Origin of the sequence: Streptomyces misionensis, assembly GCF_900104815.1 — a bacterium.
Lineage (GTDB): Bacteria > Actinomycetota > Actinomycetes > Streptomycetales > Streptomycetaceae > Streptomyces > Streptomyces misionensis.
In genome coordinates, this window is sequence record NZ_FNTD01000004.1 from 5,529,384 (window position 1) to 5,545,289 (window position 15,906).

Genomic DNA, 15,906 nt, shown 5'->3' on the forward strand with positions numbered 1-15,906 from the left:
GTGTTCGATGCCTTCAGCGAACTGTTCACACCCGGCCGCAAGCACACCCGGGAGGAGCAGAACCGTCTCGAACTGACCCGTGAGCAGGTCGGCGACAGCGACCCGGGCCGCGGCCCGATAGACCTCACCTCCGGCAAGGCGGTCATACGCCTGCCGGCCACCGCCGAGCCGGAGGCGGCGGCCGAGGTGGAGGAGGACGAGGGGCAGGGGAACGAGGGGGAGGAGGACGAGGGGGAGGAGGACGAGTCCCCGGACGGGGCCCGCTAGCTCACCTGGAGTTCCAGGATGCGGTCGTCGTCCTTCTTCGGGTGGCCGCGGCCGTCGGTGTTGTCGGTGATCAGCCACAGCCTGCCGTCACCGGCCGGGGCCACCGTGCGCAGCCGGCCGTAGGAGCCGGTGAGGAAGGCCTGCGGCGCGGCCGCGGCCCGGGTGCCGCGCAGCGGGACGCGCCACAGCCGTTCGCCCTTCAGCGCGGCCATCCAGATCACGCCGTGCACGTAGGCGATGCCGCTGGGGGAGGCGTCGTCGGTGTGCCACTGGGCGATCGGGTTCTGGAGGCGGGGGTCGGAGGACTTGCCCTCGGCGTCGGGCCAGCCGTAGTTGCCGCCGGGCTTGATCGCGTTCAGCTCGTCCCAGGTGTCCTGCCCGAACTCGGAGGCGAACAGCCGCTGCCGGTCGTCCCAGGCGAGGCCCTGGACGTTGCGGTGGCCGTACGAGTAGACCGGGGAGTCGGGGAAGGGGTTGCCGGGGGCCGGTTCGCCGTCCGGGGTCAGCCGGAGGATCTTCCCGCCCAGTGAGTTCTTGTCCTGGGCGAGCCCCCGCTTGCCGCTCTCGCCGGTGCCCGCGTACAGCATCCCGTCCGGGCCGAACGCGATCCGGCCGCCGTTGTGGATGGGGCCCTTGGGGATGCCCTTGAACACCGTGTCGGGAGCGCCCAGTTGCTCACCGGCCGGTTTGCGCGGGTCGTACAGCATGCGGACGATGCGGTTGTCCGAGGCGGAGGTGAAGTAGGCGTAGACCATGCGGTCCGACGCGTAGTGCGGGGAGAGCGCGATGCCCAGCAGACCGCCCTCGCCGGCCGGGGAGACCCCGGAGACGGTACCCAGTTCGGTCGTGCGGCCGGTGCCCGGGTCGACGCGGGTGATCGTGGCGTCGTCGCGGGAGGAGACCAGCAGATTGCCGCCAGGCAGCACCGCGAGGCCCCAGGGCGACTTCAGGTTCCGGGCCACCGTGCGCAGCACCCGCACCGAGCCCTTGGCCGGTGCCGCCGACTCGGTCGCCGGGGAGGCCGGGGCGGTGCTCGGGGGCGCCGTGCGCGGCCCCTGGCCGGGGAAACCCACTTGGGACGAGCCGGACGAACAGCCCGCCGCCAGCAGCAGGGAGGCGGCCAGCACGGCCGGCACAGCTCGACGTCGCACGATCACGGTCCCTTCGGAGCGGCGTTCCAGCGGCAGGTCTTCCCCTCCCCAGGGTCCCTCAGTCCCACGAACCCTGCGCCGCGGGCAGCCGCGCGATCTCGACCAGATCCGCCGCCGACAGCCGCAACCCGGCCGCCGCCGCGTTCTCCGCGGCCCACCGCTCCCGCTTGGCGCCCGGCAGTGCGATCACATGACGGCCCTGCGCCAGCACCCAGGCCAGCGCCACCTGCGCCGGGGTGACCTCCGGGCCGTGCCGCCGGGCGACACGGCGCAGACCGGCGACGATCGGCTGGTTGGCCGCCATCATCTCGGCGGTGAACCGGGGATGCCGGGCGCGCACGTCGTCCGGTTCGAAACCCTCGCCCGGGGTGAGCGTGCCGGTCAGGAAGCCGTTGCCCAGCGGCATCGCCGCGAGGAAGCCCACGCCCCGCGTCTCGCACCACGGCAGCAGCGCCCGCAGCGCCTCCGGCGACCACACCGACAGCTCGGCCTCGACCGCGGTCACCGGGAACACCTGCTGCACCCGCTGCAACTGGCGCAGTGTGCCGTCGTACAGGCCCGCGCCCGAGCGGCGTCCGCCCCGCGCTCCCAGGGCGCACAGGCCCAGCGCCCGCACCTTCCCCGCCCGCACCAGCTCCGCCATCGCGCCCCAGGTCTCCTCGATGGGCACCTCGGGGTCCGGGCGGTGCAGCTGGTAGAGGTCGATCACGTCCGTCTGGAGCCGGCGCAGCGAGGCGTCGCAGGCCCGCTTCACATACCCCGGGCGGCCGTTGGCCACGATGTGCTGCTCGCCCACCAGCAGCCCCACCTTCGTGGAGACGAAGGCCTCCGCGCGCCGCTGTCTGAGCACCCGGCCCAGCAGCAGCTCATTGGTGAACGGGCCGTACATGTCCGCGGTGTCCAGCAGGCTCGACCCCAGGTCCAGCGCCCGGTTGACGCATCTCAGCGACTCGTCACCCCGCCGCCTGGACCCGCTGTACGCCCAGCTCATCGGCATGCACCCGAGTCCGACGGCCCCCACCGCGAGCGCCCCCGCGCCGATCGTCCTGCGCTCCACCTGCTCTGGAACCTCCCTTAGCCCGGCCCCCAACCTAACCTCTGCGTCCGCGCGTACCTGACATAGCCTCCTGACCATGAGCGAAGACGTGTGGCTTCCCCTCCCGCCGGAGGAGATCGACGGTCTGCCCGAGGGGTTCCGGTATCTGTTCTGGGACGGTGGACAGGACGGTGAACAGGCCTTTCCCGGGGACCCGGCGCGGTGCGTGATGTACGTGGTGCCGTACATGACCCCCCTGCCGGTCCGGGTCCGCCCGCTGCGGCGGCTGACCGGCGTCCGGGTCATCCAGACGCTCACCGCGGGGGTGGACGACATGACCGCGAACCTGTCCTCCATCGCGCCCGGCGTCCGGCTCTGCAACGCCCGCGGGGTGCACGAGGCGAGCACCGCCGAGCTGGCGCTCACCCTGACCCTCGCCGCGCTGCGCGGCATCCCGGAGTTCGTGCGGGCGCAGCAGGAGGAGCGCTGGGCGAGCGGGTTCCGGCCGGCGCTCGCCGACAAGAACGTGCTCATCGTCGGCTACGGCCCCATCGGCGCCGCCATCGAGGACCGGCTCACGCCCTTCGAGGTCGCGCGGGTGGCACGCGTCGCACGCTCCCGGCGCACTACGGCGCGTGGTCTTGTGCACGCGACCGAGGACGTGCTTTCGCTGCTTCCGGACGCCGATGTCGTGATTCTGTCCACCCCCCTGACCGAGGCCACCCGCGGACTGGTGGACGCCGAGTTCCTGGCGCGGATGAAGGACGGGGCGCTGCTCGTGAACGTGGCGCGCGGTCCGGTCGTGGACACCGGGGCGCTCCTCGCCGAACTGGAACGGGGCCGGATCACCGCGGCCCTGGACGTCACCGACCCCGAACCGCTGCCGCCGGGCCACCCCCTGTGGCGGGCCCCCGGTGTGCTGATCAGCCCGCACATGGGCGGTCCTTCCTCGGCCTTCCTGCCGCGCGCCAAGCGTTTGCTGGTCGACCAGCTGACCCGGTTCGCGCGCCACGAGCCACTGCGGAACGTGATCCTCACGACCGGCACGGACCCGGCGGAAACGGCCTCCGAGGGTCCCGGCGGAACAGATCCGGCGGCCCCGGACAGCCCCGGAACGAACGGGCGTTAAGGCGTTTCCGGCACCCTCCGCGACCTCTCGGACGCGGCCCGTGCCCGCATCGCCGCTGGTCGTCACGGAGCGTAGAGAAGCTATGTCCCTGAGTGACGATACTGGTGTATCGTCCCGACAGGGGCAGCGCCGCCTACCACGGCGCCGGGGATGACATTCCAGAACTGCGAGGGGGGCGACGGGCGATGCACGGCCTATGGACGAACGATCCGACGCGGCGGAGCCGCCGACGGCGGCCCTACCGCACGGCCGCGCGCAGGCGCGGTCATCACACCGGCCACCACACCCACCACCCGCGACGGCCGGCCGAGCGGCGCAAGCACGCCCACCCGGCGCACCGGGACCGGCGCTACGCGGGCGCGTCCACCGGGAGGCCCCGGTGAACGCGCCGACCACGGTGACCACCACCGTCGACGAAGAGGTGCGCGCACCGCACCCGCAGCAGGACCCGGAGCCGCGCGGACCGGTCCGCTCCGAACGCGTCCGCGCCACCGAACAACTCGTCCTCGCCCTGGTCTGCGCGGCGTACGCCGTCGGCGCCGCGTTCGACTGGGGCACGGACGAGATCGCCCTGGTCATGGGCGACTTCGGGCTCAGCGCCGCGGCCGGGATCGCGGCCGTCTCCTGCTTCCTGTACGCCCGCGGCCGCCGGGTGCGCTTCCGCTCGGCCTGGCTGCTGTTCGGCCTGTCCTCGACCATGGCCTCCCTCGGCAACGCTGTCTGGGGCTGGTACGAGGTCGTGCTCGGCCGGCCCGTGCCCAGCCCGTCGTACGCCGATCTGTTCTTCCTGTGCTTCGCGCCGCCCGCCATCGTGGGTCTGCTGGTGCTCGCCAAACGGCCGGTGACCAGGGCCGGCTGGATCTGCCTCGGTCTGGACGCCTGGCTGATCGGCGGCTCGCTGCTCACCCTCTCGTGGAGCCTCGCGCTCGCCCAGGCGGCCCGGTTCGACGGGCCGAGCGTGGCGCACACCGCGCTGTCGCTGGCGTACCCGCTGCTGGACATCGTCCTCGTCAGCATGGTGCTCGCGCTGCACTTCCGCCGGGCCCCGGGCAACCGCACCGCGGTGAACACCGCGATCGGCGCGCTCGCCCTGACCGTGATGTGCGACGCGCTGTTCACCTCGCCGCTGCTGCACAGCAGTTACCGCTCCGGGCAGTTGCTGGACGCGGGCTGGTTCGCCGGCTCGCTGCTGCTCGCCTACGCCCCGTGGGCCGCGCCCCGGCCCGGGAGCGCGCCGCGGGCCGAGGCGGCGGAGGAGCACGCCCGCGCGATCCCCGAGCAGTCGCGAGGCCCGCGCGCGACCGGCCACCACCCGGGCCTCGCGCCGGTGCCGGGCGCCGAGCACGGCCGCTACCCGGCGGGCCGGCCGCTCACCGGCTCGCTCGCCGCGCTCACCCCGTACCTCGCCGCGGCCGTGTGCACCCTGGGCATCCTGTACAACGTCCTCAACGGCCGCCGACCCGATCACGTGGTGCTGATCACGGCGGGCTGCGTCGTGCTCGCGCTGGTGATCCGCCAGGGCATCATGCTGCTGGACAACATCACCCTCACCCAGGAACTGGCGCAGAAGGAGAACCACTTCCGCTCCCTGGTACAGGGGTCGAGCGACGTCATCATGATCGCCGCGCCCAACGGCATACTGCGCTACGTCTCCCCGGCCGCCGCCGGGGTCTACGGCCGCCCCGCCGAGGATCTGGTGGGCACCGAGCTGGCCGCCCTGATCCACCCCGAGGACCTGGGCTGTGTGGTGCACGAGGTGCGCCGCTTCCTCGCCGCCAGCCCGGCGGAGGAGCCCACCACCCGCATCGAGTGCCGCTTCCGCTCCGGCGGTGGGGGCACCGCCCGCTCGAGCGAGGCCGGGAGCGGGGGAGGCTGGCTGAACGTCGAGTCCACCGTGAGCCGGCACCACGGCGGGCTGATCTTCAACAGCCGGGACGTCACCGAACGGGTGCGCCTCCAGGCCCAGTTGCAGCACAACGCGGAGCACGACCCGCTCACCGACCTGCCCAACCGCGCCCTGTTCACCCGGCGCGTCCAGCAGGCGCTGTCCGGGCGCCGGGCCACCGACCGGGGCGACGCCCTGCGCGGTACGGCGGTGCTCTTCATCGACCTCGACGGCTTCAAGGCCGTCAACGACACCATCGGGCACCAGGCCGGCGACGAACTCCTGATCCAGGCCGCCCGGCGGCTCCAGGACGCGGTCCGCCAGGGCGACACCGCCTCCCGGCTGGGCGGCGACGAGTTCGCGGCCCTGATCGTCGGGGACGGCACCCACGACCGGGAGGCCCGGGAGCGCAACATCCTGGAGCTGGCCGACCGGCTCAGGACGACCCTCTCCCAGCCGTACGCGATCGACGGCAGGGACGTCCGGGTCAACGCCTCCATCGGGGTCGCCTTCGCCGAGCCCGGCCTCGGCGCGGGGGAGCTGCTGCGCAACGCCGACCTCGCGATGTACCGCGCGAAATCGGCCGGAAAGGGCCGGGTCGAGCTGTACCGGCCGCAGATGCAGCAGGACGTCGTACGCAAGGCGGAGCTGGCCAACCGGCTGCGCGCCGCGTTGCACGACGGCGAGTTCACGCTGCTGCACCAGCCGGTGGTGCGCCTGGAGGACGGCCGGATCACGGCGGTCGGCGCGCAGGCCCGCTGGCGCTCCTCGCAGGGCGTGCTGTTCACCCCGGCGGAGTTCCTGCGGGTGGCGGAGGACGGCGACAAGACCGCCGAGCTGGACCGCTGGATCCTCCAGGAGGCCGTCGCACAGGCCGCCGAACGGGCGTCGAGCGGGCTCGTCGTACCGGTGGCGGTGCGGATGAGCGCCCGGCGGCTGCTGGACCGTTCGCTGCCGCCGGGCTCGGTGGAGACGCTGCTGACCCGGCACGGGCTGCCGCCCGGGGCGCTGGTCGTCGAGCTGTCCGACACCGACCCCGGGCTCGGCCTGGACGAGCTGGAGCGGCGGCTGACCGCGTTGAACCGGCTCGGGGTGCGCATCGCGCTGGACGGCTTCGGCAGCGGCCAGGCGGCCATCACCGCCCTGCGGCGGCTGCCCGTGGACATCCTCAAGCTCGACCGGAGCCTGGTCGAGGGCGTGGTCGAGTCCGCCCGGCTGCACAAGATCACCAGCGGGCTGCTGCGGATCGCCTGCGACCTCGGGCTCCAGTCGGTCGCCGAGGGCGTGGACCTTCCCGAACAGGCGGTGGCGCTGCGCGCGATGGGCTGCACGCACGGCACCGGCATGGCCTTCTCCGGGCCGCTGGACGAGTACCGGCTGCGCCGGGCGCTCGGCGCCGGGCCCTGTGCGGTGCCGCACGCGTCGGCCGAACCGGCGTTCGCGGGCCGGGCGAGAGACATGCAGGGGCGTCTCGGCGCGAAGGGCGCCGCGGGGGTGTACACCGGAGGAGTACCCGCTGTTTTCGGAGGCGGCAGTGCCCTTCGCTCACATTCTGAGACTCCCGTCCCACCTACTTGACACGTGGTGCGTGCCGGGTGGAGGGTCAGTTCCATGCGCACCCGAATTCTCGTACTTGGACAGCGCGTCGGCTGAGCTGGGACCCACCGGAAGGCGATCCGGAATCCCCAGCGACCCTCACCGGCGCGCTCCCCTCGCTTGCCTTACGGCACGAGGGGTTTTTTGTTGCACGAGTGACCCTCGTGCGGCACACGAACTCCGCCCGAACCTCGCAAAAACCTCAGCATCGAGAAGAGAAGCCGATGACCGAGCAGGCCACCGGGGCCCATCATCCGCAGCCCCGGCCCCGATCCGGAGGACAGCACTCCGCCCCCGTCGAGCACGTCACGGGCGCGCAGTCCCTCATTCGCTCCCTTGAGGAGGTCGGCGCGGACACGGTGTTCGGCATTCCCGGCGGCGCGATCCTCCCGGCGTACGACCCGATGATGGACTCCACCCGGGTGCGCCACGTCCTGGTCCGCCACGAGCAGGGCGCGGGCCACGCGGCCACCGGCTACGCCCAGGCCACCGGCAAGGTCGGGGTCTGCATGGCGACCAGCGGCCCGGGCGCCACCAACCTGGTCACCCCCATCGCCGACGCCCACATGGACTCGGTCCCGCTGGTCGCCATCACCGGTCAGGTCGCCTCCTCCTCGATCGGCACGGACGCCTTCCAGGAGGCGGACATCGTCGGCATCACCATGCCGATCACCAAGCACAACTTCCTGGTGACCAAGGCCGAGGACATCCCGCGGGTGATCGCGGAGGCCTTCCACATCGCCTCCACCGGCCGCCCCGGCCCGGTCCTCGTCGACATCGCCAAGGACGCCCTCCAGAAGAAGACGACCTTCTCCTGGCCGCCGGTCATGGACCTGCCCGGCTACCGTCCGGTCACCAAGCCGCACGCCAAGCAGATCCGCGAGGCCGCCAAGCTGATCACCGCCGCCCGGCGGCCCGTCCTCTACGTCGGCGGCGGCGTCATCAAGGCGGGGGCCACCGCCGAGCTGAAGGTCCTCGCCGAACTCACCGGAGCGCCCGTCACCACCACCCTGATGGCGCTCGGCGCATTCCCCGACAGCCACCCGCTGCACGTGGGAATGCCGGGCATGCACGGTGCGGTCACCGCCGTCACCGCGCTGCAGAAGGCCGACCTGATCGTCGCCCTCGGAGCCCGCTTCGACGACCGCGTCACCGGCAAGCTGGACAGCTTCGCCCCGTACGCCAAGATCGTCCACGCCGACATCGACCCGGCCGAGATCGGCAAGAACCGCGAGGCCGACGTGCCGATCGTCGGTGACGCCCGCGAGGTCATCGCCGACCTGGTCCAGGCCGTGCAGAAGGAGCACAGCGAGGGCCACAAGGGCGACTACAGCGCCTGGTGGCAGGACCTCAACCGCTGGCGCGAGACCTACCCGCTCGGGTACGACCAGCCCGAGGACGGCTCGCTGTCCCCCCAGGCCGTGATCGAGCGCGTCGGACAGCTCGCCCCCGAGGGCACCATCTTCGCGGCGGGCGTCGGCCAGCACCAGATGTGGTCCGCGCACTTCATCCAGTACGAGCAGCCCGCCACCTGGCTGAACTCCGGCGGCGCCGGAACCATGGGCTACGCGGTGCCGGCCGCCATGGGCGCCAAGGCCGGCCGGCCCGAGCGGACCGTCTGGGCGATCGACGGCGACGGCTGCTTCCAGATGACCAACCAGGAACTGACCACCTGCGCCCTGAACAACATCCCCATCAAGGTCGCCATCATCAACAACGGCGCCCTCGGGATGGTCCGCCAGTGGCAGACCCTCTTCTACAACCAGCGCTACTCCAACACCGTGCTGCACAGCGGCCCGGACGACGTGAACCCCGAGGCCCGGGGCACGCGGGTGCCGGACTTCGTGAAGCTGGCCGAGGCCATGGGCTGCGTGGGCCTGCGCTGCGAGCGCCCGGAGGACCTGGACAAGGTCATCGAAGAGGCCAACTCCATCAACGACCGTCCGGTCGTCGTGGACTTCATCGTCCACCAGGACGCCATGGTGTGGCCGATGGTCGCCGCCGGCACCTCCAACGACGAGATCATGGCCGCCCGGGACGTCCGCCCCGACTTCGGCGACAGCGAAGACGACTGAGCGAGAGAGACGTAAAGAAGACCATGTCCAAGCACACGCTCTCCGTCCTGGTGGAGAACAAGCCGGGCATCCTGGCCCGCATCGCCGCCCTGTTCTCCCGCCGCGGCTTCAACATCGACTCGCTCGCGGTGGGCGTCACCGAACACCCCGACATCTCCCGCATCACCATCGTGGTCGGTGTCGAGGAACTGCCGCTGGAGCAGGTCACCAAGCAGCTCAACAAGCTCGTCGAGGTGCTGAAGATCGTCGAGCTGGACCCGGCACAGGCCGTCCAGCGCGAACTCGTCCTGGTGAAGATCCGCGCGGACAACGAGACCCGCTCCCAGATCGTGGAGATCGTCCAGCTGTTCCGCGCCAAGACCGTGGACGTCTCCCCGGAGGCCGTGACCATCGAGGCCACCGGGTCCAGCGAGAAGCTGTCCGCCATGCTCAAGATGCTGGAGCCGTTCGGCATCAAGGAGCTGGTCCAGTCCGGCACCATCGCGATCGGCCGCGGCGCCCGGTCCATCACGGACCGCTCGCTGCGCGCCCTCGACCGGTCCGCGTAAGGCCGAGTACGACCGCGTACGGGCGGCTCCCGATCATCGCCGCCCGTATGCCGAGACCCCCGAACCACCTCACCGCTCACCGGCATACGGTGGGACGCACCACCTGCACACATAGGGAGAGAACCCAAAGTGGCCGAGCTGTTCTACGACGCTGACGCCGACCTGTCCATCATCCAGAACCGCAAGGTCGCGGTCATCGGCTACGGCAGCCAGGGTCACGCGCACGCCCTGTCGCTGCGCGACTCCGGTGTCGACGTCCGGGTCGGTCTGCACGAGGGCTCCACGTCCAAGGTCAAGGCCGAGGAGCAGGGCCTGCGTGTGGTCACCCCGGCCGAGGCCGCCGCCGAGGCCGACGTGATCATGATCCTGGTCCCGGACCCGATCCAGGCCCAGGTCTACGAGGAGTCCATCGCCGCCAACCTGAAGGACGGCGACGCCCTGTTCTTCGGCCACGGCTTCAACATCCGCTTCGGCCTGATCAAGCCCCCGGCCGGCGTGGACGTCTGCATGGTCGCCCCCAAGGGCCCGGGCCACCTGGTCCGCCGCCAGTACGAGGAGGGCCGCGGCGTTCCCTGCATCGCCGCCGTCGAGCAGGACGCCTCCGGCAACGCCTTCGCGCTGGCCCTGTCGTACGCCAAGGGCATCGGCGGCACCCGCGCCGGCGTCATCAAGACCACCTTCACCGAGGAGACCGAGACCGACCTCTTCGGCGAGCAGGCCGTGCTGTGCGGTGGCACCGCGGCCCTGGTCAAGGCGGGCTTCGAGACCCTGACCGAGGCCGGCTACCAGCCGGAGATCGCCTACTTCGAGTGCCTGCACGAGCTGAAGCTGATCGTGGACCTCATGTACGAGGGCGGCCTGGAGAAGATGCGCTGGTCCATCTCCGAGACCGCCGAGTGGGGCGACTACGTCACCGGCCCGCGCATCATCACCGACGCCACCAAGGCGGAGATGAAGAAGGTCCTCGCCGAGATCCAGGACGGCACCTTCGCCAAGAACTGGATGGACGAGTACCACGGCGGCCTGAAGAAGTACAACGAGTACAAGAAGCAGGACTCCGAGCACCTGCTGGAGACCACGGGCAAGCAGCTGCGCCGGCTGATGAGCTGGGTGAACGAGGAGGCGTAAGCCTCACGTCAGGGGGCCGGGGCATGCTGCTCCGGCCCCCTTTCGCCACGACCTCCCGGTATGACTCCACAATGGAGTTCCCCGTCCGGGTGATCCTTCCGCAGCGGCGCAAACCGACGGCCGCGGCGCCACTAGACTGCTGACAACAAACGCGTCAGGCCCACAGCGTCGTGCGTCTTCCACGCGGCTAGCACCCCTCCGCCAGCGGCCGTCGGGACGGCCGTCCGCATTGGACTTGTGAGGACCCACGTGAGCTCGAAACCCGTCGTACTCATCGCCGAAGAGCTTTCGCCCGCGACCGTCGACGCCCTCGGCCCGGACTTCGAGATCCGGCACTGCAACGGAGCCGACCGGGCTGAGCTGCTGCCCGCCATCGCCGACGTCGACGCGATCCTGATCCGTTCCGCGACCAAGGTCGACGCCGAGGCCATCGCCGCGGCCAAGAAGCTGAAGGTCGTCGCCCGCGCCGGCGTCGGCCTGGACAACGTCGACGTCTCCGCCGCCACCAAGGCCGGCGTCATGGTCGTCAACGCCCCGACCTCGAACATCGTGACCGCCGCCGAGCTGGCCTGCGGTCTGCTCCTGTCCACCGCCCGCAACATCCCGCAGGCGAACGCCGCGCTGAAGAACGGCGAGTGGAAGCGCAGCAAGTACACGGGCGTGGAGCTGGCCGAGAAGACCCTCGGTGTCGTCGGCCTCGGCCGCATCGGCGCCCTGGTCGCGCAGCGCATGTCCGCCTTCGGCATGAAGGTCGTCGCCTACGACCCGTACGTGCAGCCCGCGCGCGCCGCCCAGATGGGCGTCAAGGTGGTCTCCCTGGACGAGCTGCTGGAGGTCTCCGACTTCATCACCGTCCACCTGCCCAAGACCCCCGAGACCCTGGGCCTCATCGGTGACGAGGCGCTGCGCAAGGTCAAGCCGAGCGTGCGCATCGTCAACGCCGCGCGCGGCGGCATCGTGGACGAGGCGGCGCTGTACGCGGCGCTGAAGGAGGGCCGCGTCGCCGGCGCCGGCCTCGACGTCTACGCCAAGGAGCCGTGCACCGACTCCCCGCTGTTCGAGCTGGACCAGGTCGTGTGCACCCCGCACCTGGGCGCCTCCACCGACGAGGCCCAGGAGAAGGCGGGCATCGCGGTCGCCAAGTCGGTGCGCCTCGCGCTCGCCGGCGAGCTGGTGCCCGACGCGGTCAACGTGCAGGGCGGTGTCATCGCCGAGGACGTCAAGCCCGGCCTCCCGCTCGCCGAGCGCCTCGGCCGCATCTTCACCGCGCTGGCCGGCGAGGTGGCGGTCCGGCTGGACGTCGAGGTCTACGGCGAGATCACCCAGCACGACGTGAAGGTGCTCGAACTCTCCGCCCTCAAGGGCGTGTTCGAGGACGTCGTGGACGAGACGGTGTCGTACGTCAACGCCCCGCTGTTCGCCCAGGAGCGTGGCGTCGAGGTCCGCCTCACCACCAGCTCCGAGGCCACCGAGCACCGCAACGTGGTGACCGTGCGCGGCACGCTCGGCACCGGCGAGGAGGTGTCGGTCTCCGGCACGCTGGCCGGCCCCAAGCACGTCCAGAAGGTCGTGGCGGTCGGCGAGTACGACGTCGACCTCGCCCTCGCCGACCACATGGTCGTCCTGCGCTACGAGGACCGTCCCGGTGTCGTCGGCACCGTCGGCCGCATCCTCGGCGAGGCGGGCCTGAACATCGCCGGCATGCAGGTCGCGCGCGCCACGGTGGGCGGCGAGGCGCTGGCCGTCCTCACCGTGGACGACACGGTGACGGCCGCCGTGCTGGCCGAGGTCGCCGAGGAGATCGGGGCGACGTCCGCCCGCTCGGTGAACCTGGTCTGAGCACCCCCGAACGCCGGACGGGCCGAGGTCTTCCTCGGCCCGTCCGGCGTTCGCGCGTCCGCTACCCCTCGGTCTTCCGCAGGGTCACGGCCGCCCCCACCGCGGCCAGCACCAGCAGCACCGCCCCCGCCAGCGCGGCGTCCCGCATCCCGGTGGTGAACGCCTGCCGGGCGGCGGCGAGCAGGGACCGCCCCGCCTCGCCGGGCAGCCGGGTGACGGTGGCGAGCGCGCCGCCGAGGGTCTCGCGCGCCCCCGCCGGCGCCGTGCCCGGCATCCGGTGCCGGTAGACCGCCGTACCGATCGATCCGAGGACCGCCATCCCGAGCGCCCCGCCGAACTCCGCGCCGGTCTCCAGGAGCGAGGAGGCGGTACCGGCCCGTTCCACCGGGGCGCCGCTCATGGCCAGATCGGTCAGCTGGGACATGATCGCGACCATCCCGCAGGCCAGCACGCCGGCCCCGGCCAGCACCAGCCACAGCGAGTCGGTGCCGAGCAGGGCGAGCAGCGCGAAGCCGCCCGCCATCGCGGCGAAGCCGCCCGCGACGACGTACCCCCGGTCGACGCCCCGCCGCACGAGCCGTGCGCTGAGGGGACCGGCGACGCCGATGAACACCGAGGGCAGCAGGCTCCACAGGGCGGCCGAGAGCGGGCTCTTGCCCAGCACCGACTGGAGGTACTGCGTGGTGAAGACCGCCGAGCCCATCATGGCGAGCGACGCGACGAGGTTCAGCACCAGCGCCGGGGCGAACCCCCGGCCCTTCAGCAGGGCGGGCGGGACCAGCGGGGTGGCGTGGGTGCGCTGGCGGTGTGTGAACAGGGCGGCGAAGAGCAGGCCGACGGCGACCGGGACGACGTACCGCGGGTGCCAGCCCTCGGAGGGGATCTCCTTGAGGCCGTAGATCACGGGGAGCACGGCGGCCAGGGACAGCGGCACGCTCGGCCAGTCGAAGGGGCCGGGGGAGGGGTTCTTCGACTCGGGCAGCAGCACCGGGCCGAGCACCAGCAGCAGCCCCATCGCGGGCAGGTTGACCAGGAACACCGCGCCCCACCAGAAGTGCTCGACCAGGATGCCGCTCATCACCGAGCCGAGGGCGACGCCGCCGGTCATCACGCCGGACCAGAGGCCGATCGCCTTCGCACGTTCGGCCGGGTCGGTGAACATCGCGCGCAGCAGGGCCATGGTCGACGGCATCAGGGTCGCCCCGCCGATGCCGAGGAGCGCGCGGGCGGCGATCAGGGTCGTGGCGCTGTCGGCGTAGGCGGCGAGCAGCGAGGCACCGCCGAACGCGGCGGCGCCCATGAGCAGCAGCCTGCGGCGGCCGATCCGGTCCCCGAGCGAGCCCATGGTCATCAGCAGCCCGGCGAGCACGAAGCCGTAGATGTCGAAGATCCACAGCTGCTGGGTGCCGGTGGGGTGCAGATCGGCGCTGATCGCCGGGGCGGCGAAGTACAGCACCGAGACGTCCATCGAGACCAGGAGCAGCGGCAGCATCAGCACGTAGAGGGCGGTCCATTCACGCTTCATGACAGGCAATGTACGAGCGTCTTAAACACTTGTCTAGAACACTTGTGTAAGTCATGCGTCTGGGACGGTTGTATGGAAGGCGGGGTAGGCTGCCCGGCATGGGACATCGCGAGGATCTGCTCGAAGGCGCGAAGCGCTGCCTGCTGGAGAAGGGGTTCGCGCGGACCACGGCGCGCGACATCGTGAAGGCCTCTGGCACGAACCTGGCCTCCATCGGCTACCACTACGGCTCGAAGGACGCGTTGCTGGCGCAGGCGTACGTCGCGCTGGTGGAGGACGTGCCCCTGGAGGGCGGCGAGGGCATCAGCGCCGCCCCCGGTTCGCTGGAGCGGTTCCGCGAGGTGTGGTCGAACGTCGTCGACAGCCTCCGCGAGCCGGGCTCGATCTGGCGGCTCAGCGTGGAGATCCTCGCGATGGGCGATCAACTGCCCGAGGTGCGCGACCAGTTGTCCCGCGCACAGCGCGAGGCCGGCCGGGGCATGGTCTCCCTGCTGATGGGGGTGCCGGAGGAGGAGGTCTCGGACGGGACCGCCGACACCCTCGGCCGCTTCTACGTGACCCTGATGACGGGCCTGATCTCCCAGTGGACCTTCGACCCGAAGACCGCCCCGAACGCGGAGGCGCTGACGGAGGGGTTGCGGCAGGTGATGGCGGCGGCGGACGCCGCGGCCTCGGGCCCCGCTTCGGCCGGGGGGTGACCGCGGCCGGCTGAAGTCCGGCCGCCGACCCTCCTGTTCGGGCCGTACGAACCGCTGGTACGCGAGCGCCCGTTCGTCGCTTCGGCGGCGCAGCCGGCGCGTCGCGGCGGCGGGGTCCGTGGTCCGGTCCGCGAGGAGGGCGGCGGTCTCCGCGCTGGGCCGAGCTCCGCCGAGACGCAGGGCCGGCGAGGCGTTGTGGGCGAGTGCCGCCTCGGCCGTGTGTTCCGTCATCCGTGGCTCAACGTCGCTCCGGGGCGCAGGTGCGGCGACAGGCATGTGCTCATCCGTCGCCGCACCCTGCGGTCCGCGGTGTCACAGGCTGCGGGCGGTGATGTCGCCGTAGGCGGTGGTGGCGTGGATGTGCAGGCCCGCGCCGGAACCTTCGGCGTTCTTCAGGGCGTTGTCGACACGGCCGTAGGAGGTGCCGGCGTCCAGGGTCGCGGAGACCCCGCGGGCGGCGCCGACCGAGATGGCTCCGTGCTCGGTGCGCAGGGTGACGGTGCCGCCCATGGCCTCGGTGACGTGGAGGTCTCCCTTCTGGGTGCTGATCTCCGCGTCGGCGCCCAGCCGGCCGACCGAGATGTCGCCGGCCTGGAGGGCGAGCCGGGCGCTCGCGGTTTCGTCCAACTTGACCGTGCCCTGCGCGCCCTCGAACACGACGTCCCCGAGGCGCCCGACGCCGCGGAACTCGCCGCTCGCCGTCTTCGCCTCGACGCGTGAGCCGACGGGCAGCTGGACGGTCACCTCGATCGAGCCGGAGGGGCCGAGGATCCGGTTGCCCGCCGCGGGGACCTCGATCCGCAGCACCCCGTCGCCGTAGGCCACCTCGGTCCGCTCCGCCGCCTTGACGTCACGGCCCTTCGCGGCGTCGGACGGCCGGACCTCGACGGTGGTGTCCGTCCGGTCGGCGGCGATGAGCTGGACGCGCCCGGCGGGGATGTCGAGGACGACGGAGACGGGGGCGGGGGTGTCGAACTTCTGCATCGTGAACTCCTTGGCTGCGTTGTTTCCGATGATGGAAACGCTACG

The 15,906-nt window shown here is 71.8% G+C and carries 12 protein-coding genes; 8 read left to right on the top strand and 4 right to left on the bottom strand.

Going from position 1 to position 15,906, the window contains the following annotated elements; translation table 11 throughout:
• Entirely contained in the window at nt 1-267 is a 267-nt protein-coding gene (locus tag BLW85_RS26955) for a DUF6191 domain-containing protein (protein ID WP_070023060.1), read from the top strand.
• Here BLW85_RS26955 and BLW85_RS26960 read toward each other — a convergent pair.
• Both BLW85_RS26960 and BLW85_RS26965 read right to left on the bottom strand, forming a co-directional pair.
• Nucleotides 264-1,421 carry a PQQ-dependent sugar dehydrogenase gene (locus tag BLW85_RS26960; protein WP_425275371.1) on the bottom strand — a complete coding sequence of 386 codons (1,158 nt, stop codon included), beginning with the start codon at nt 1,419-1,421 and terminating at the stop codon, nt 264-266. The two genes, BLW85_RS26955 and BLW85_RS26960, sit on opposite strands and share 4 nt — an antisense overlap.
• Nucleotides 1,422-1,476: 55 nt before the next feature.
• Entirely contained in the window at nt 1,477-2,475 is a 999-nt protein-coding gene (locus BLW85_RS26965) for an aldo/keto reductase (protein WP_070023058.1), read from the bottom strand.
• Between the two features lie 76 nt (nt 2,476-2,551).
• Between BLW85_RS26965 and BLW85_RS26970 the strand changes: the two genes are divergently transcribed.
• From BLW85_RS26970 to serA, 6 genes are all read left to right on the top strand, one after another.
• Nucleotides 2,552-3,583 carry a 2-hydroxyacid dehydrogenase gene (locus BLW85_RS26970; RefSeq protein ID WP_208624903.1) on the top strand — a complete coding sequence of 344 codons (1,032 nt, stop codon included), beginning with the start codon at nt 2,552-2,554 and terminating at the stop codon, nt 3,581-3,583.
• A gap of 379 nt (nt 3,584-3,962) precedes the next feature.
• On the top strand, nt 3,963-7,046 hold the full coding sequence (locus tag BLW85_RS26980) for a putative bifunctional diguanylate cyclase/phosphodiesterase (protein ID WP_070023057.1): 3,084 nt from the start codon (nt 3,963-3,965) through the stop codon (nt 7,044-7,046).
• A 242-nt stretch (nt 7,047-7,288) separates the two neighbouring features.
• The gene (locus BLW85_RS26985; RefSeq protein ID WP_070023056.1) at nt 7,289-9,139 is read left to right on the top strand and encodes an acetolactate synthase large subunit; all 1,851 of its coding nucleotides are present in this window, start codon (nt 7,289-7,291) and stop codon (nt 9,137-9,139) included.
• 23 nt (nt 9,140-9,162) lie between these two features.
• Complete coding sequence (ilvN, locus tag BLW85_RS26990; RefSeq protein ID WP_070023055.1) at nt 9,163-9,687, top strand: acetolactate synthase small subunit; 525 nt, start codon at nt 9,163-9,165, stop codon at nt 9,685-9,687.
• A gap of 129 nt (nt 9,688-9,816) precedes the next feature.
• Entirely contained in the window at nt 9,817-10,815 is a 999-nt protein-coding gene (gene ilvC / locus BLW85_RS26995; protein ID WP_070023054.1) for a ketol-acid reductoisomerase, read from the top strand.
• Between the two features lie 249 nt (nt 10,816-11,064).
• On the top strand, nt 11,065-12,654 hold the full coding sequence (serA, locus tag BLW85_RS27000) for a phosphoglycerate dehydrogenase (protein WP_070023053.1): 1,590 nt from the start codon (nt 11,065-11,067) through the stop codon (nt 12,652-12,654).
• 61 nt (nt 12,655-12,715) lie between these two features.
• Here the strand turns inward: serA and BLW85_RS27005 are convergent, their stop codons facing one another.
• The gene (locus BLW85_RS27005; RefSeq protein WP_074993429.1) at nt 12,716-14,179 is read right to left on the bottom strand and encodes an MFS transporter; all 1,464 of its coding nucleotides are present in this window, start codon (nt 14,177-14,179) and stop codon (nt 12,716-12,718) included.
• A gap of 98 nt (nt 14,180-14,277) precedes the next feature.
• Between BLW85_RS27005 and BLW85_RS27010 the strand changes: the two genes are divergently transcribed.
• Nucleotides 14,278-14,877, top strand: coding sequence for a TetR/AcrR family transcriptional regulator (locus BLW85_RS27010; protein ID WP_074993431.1), 600 nt, complete (start codon nt 14,278-14,280; stop codon nt 14,875-14,877).
• A gap of 312 nt (nt 14,878-15,189) precedes the next feature.
• On the opposite strand, the gene BLW85_RS27015 is transcribed toward BLW85_RS27010, so the two are convergent.
• Entirely contained in the window at nt 15,190-15,861 is a 672-nt protein-coding gene (locus BLW85_RS27015) for a DUF4097 family beta strand repeat-containing protein (RefSeq protein WP_070023050.1), read from the bottom strand.
• Nucleotides 15,862-15,906: the final 45 nt, after the last annotated feature.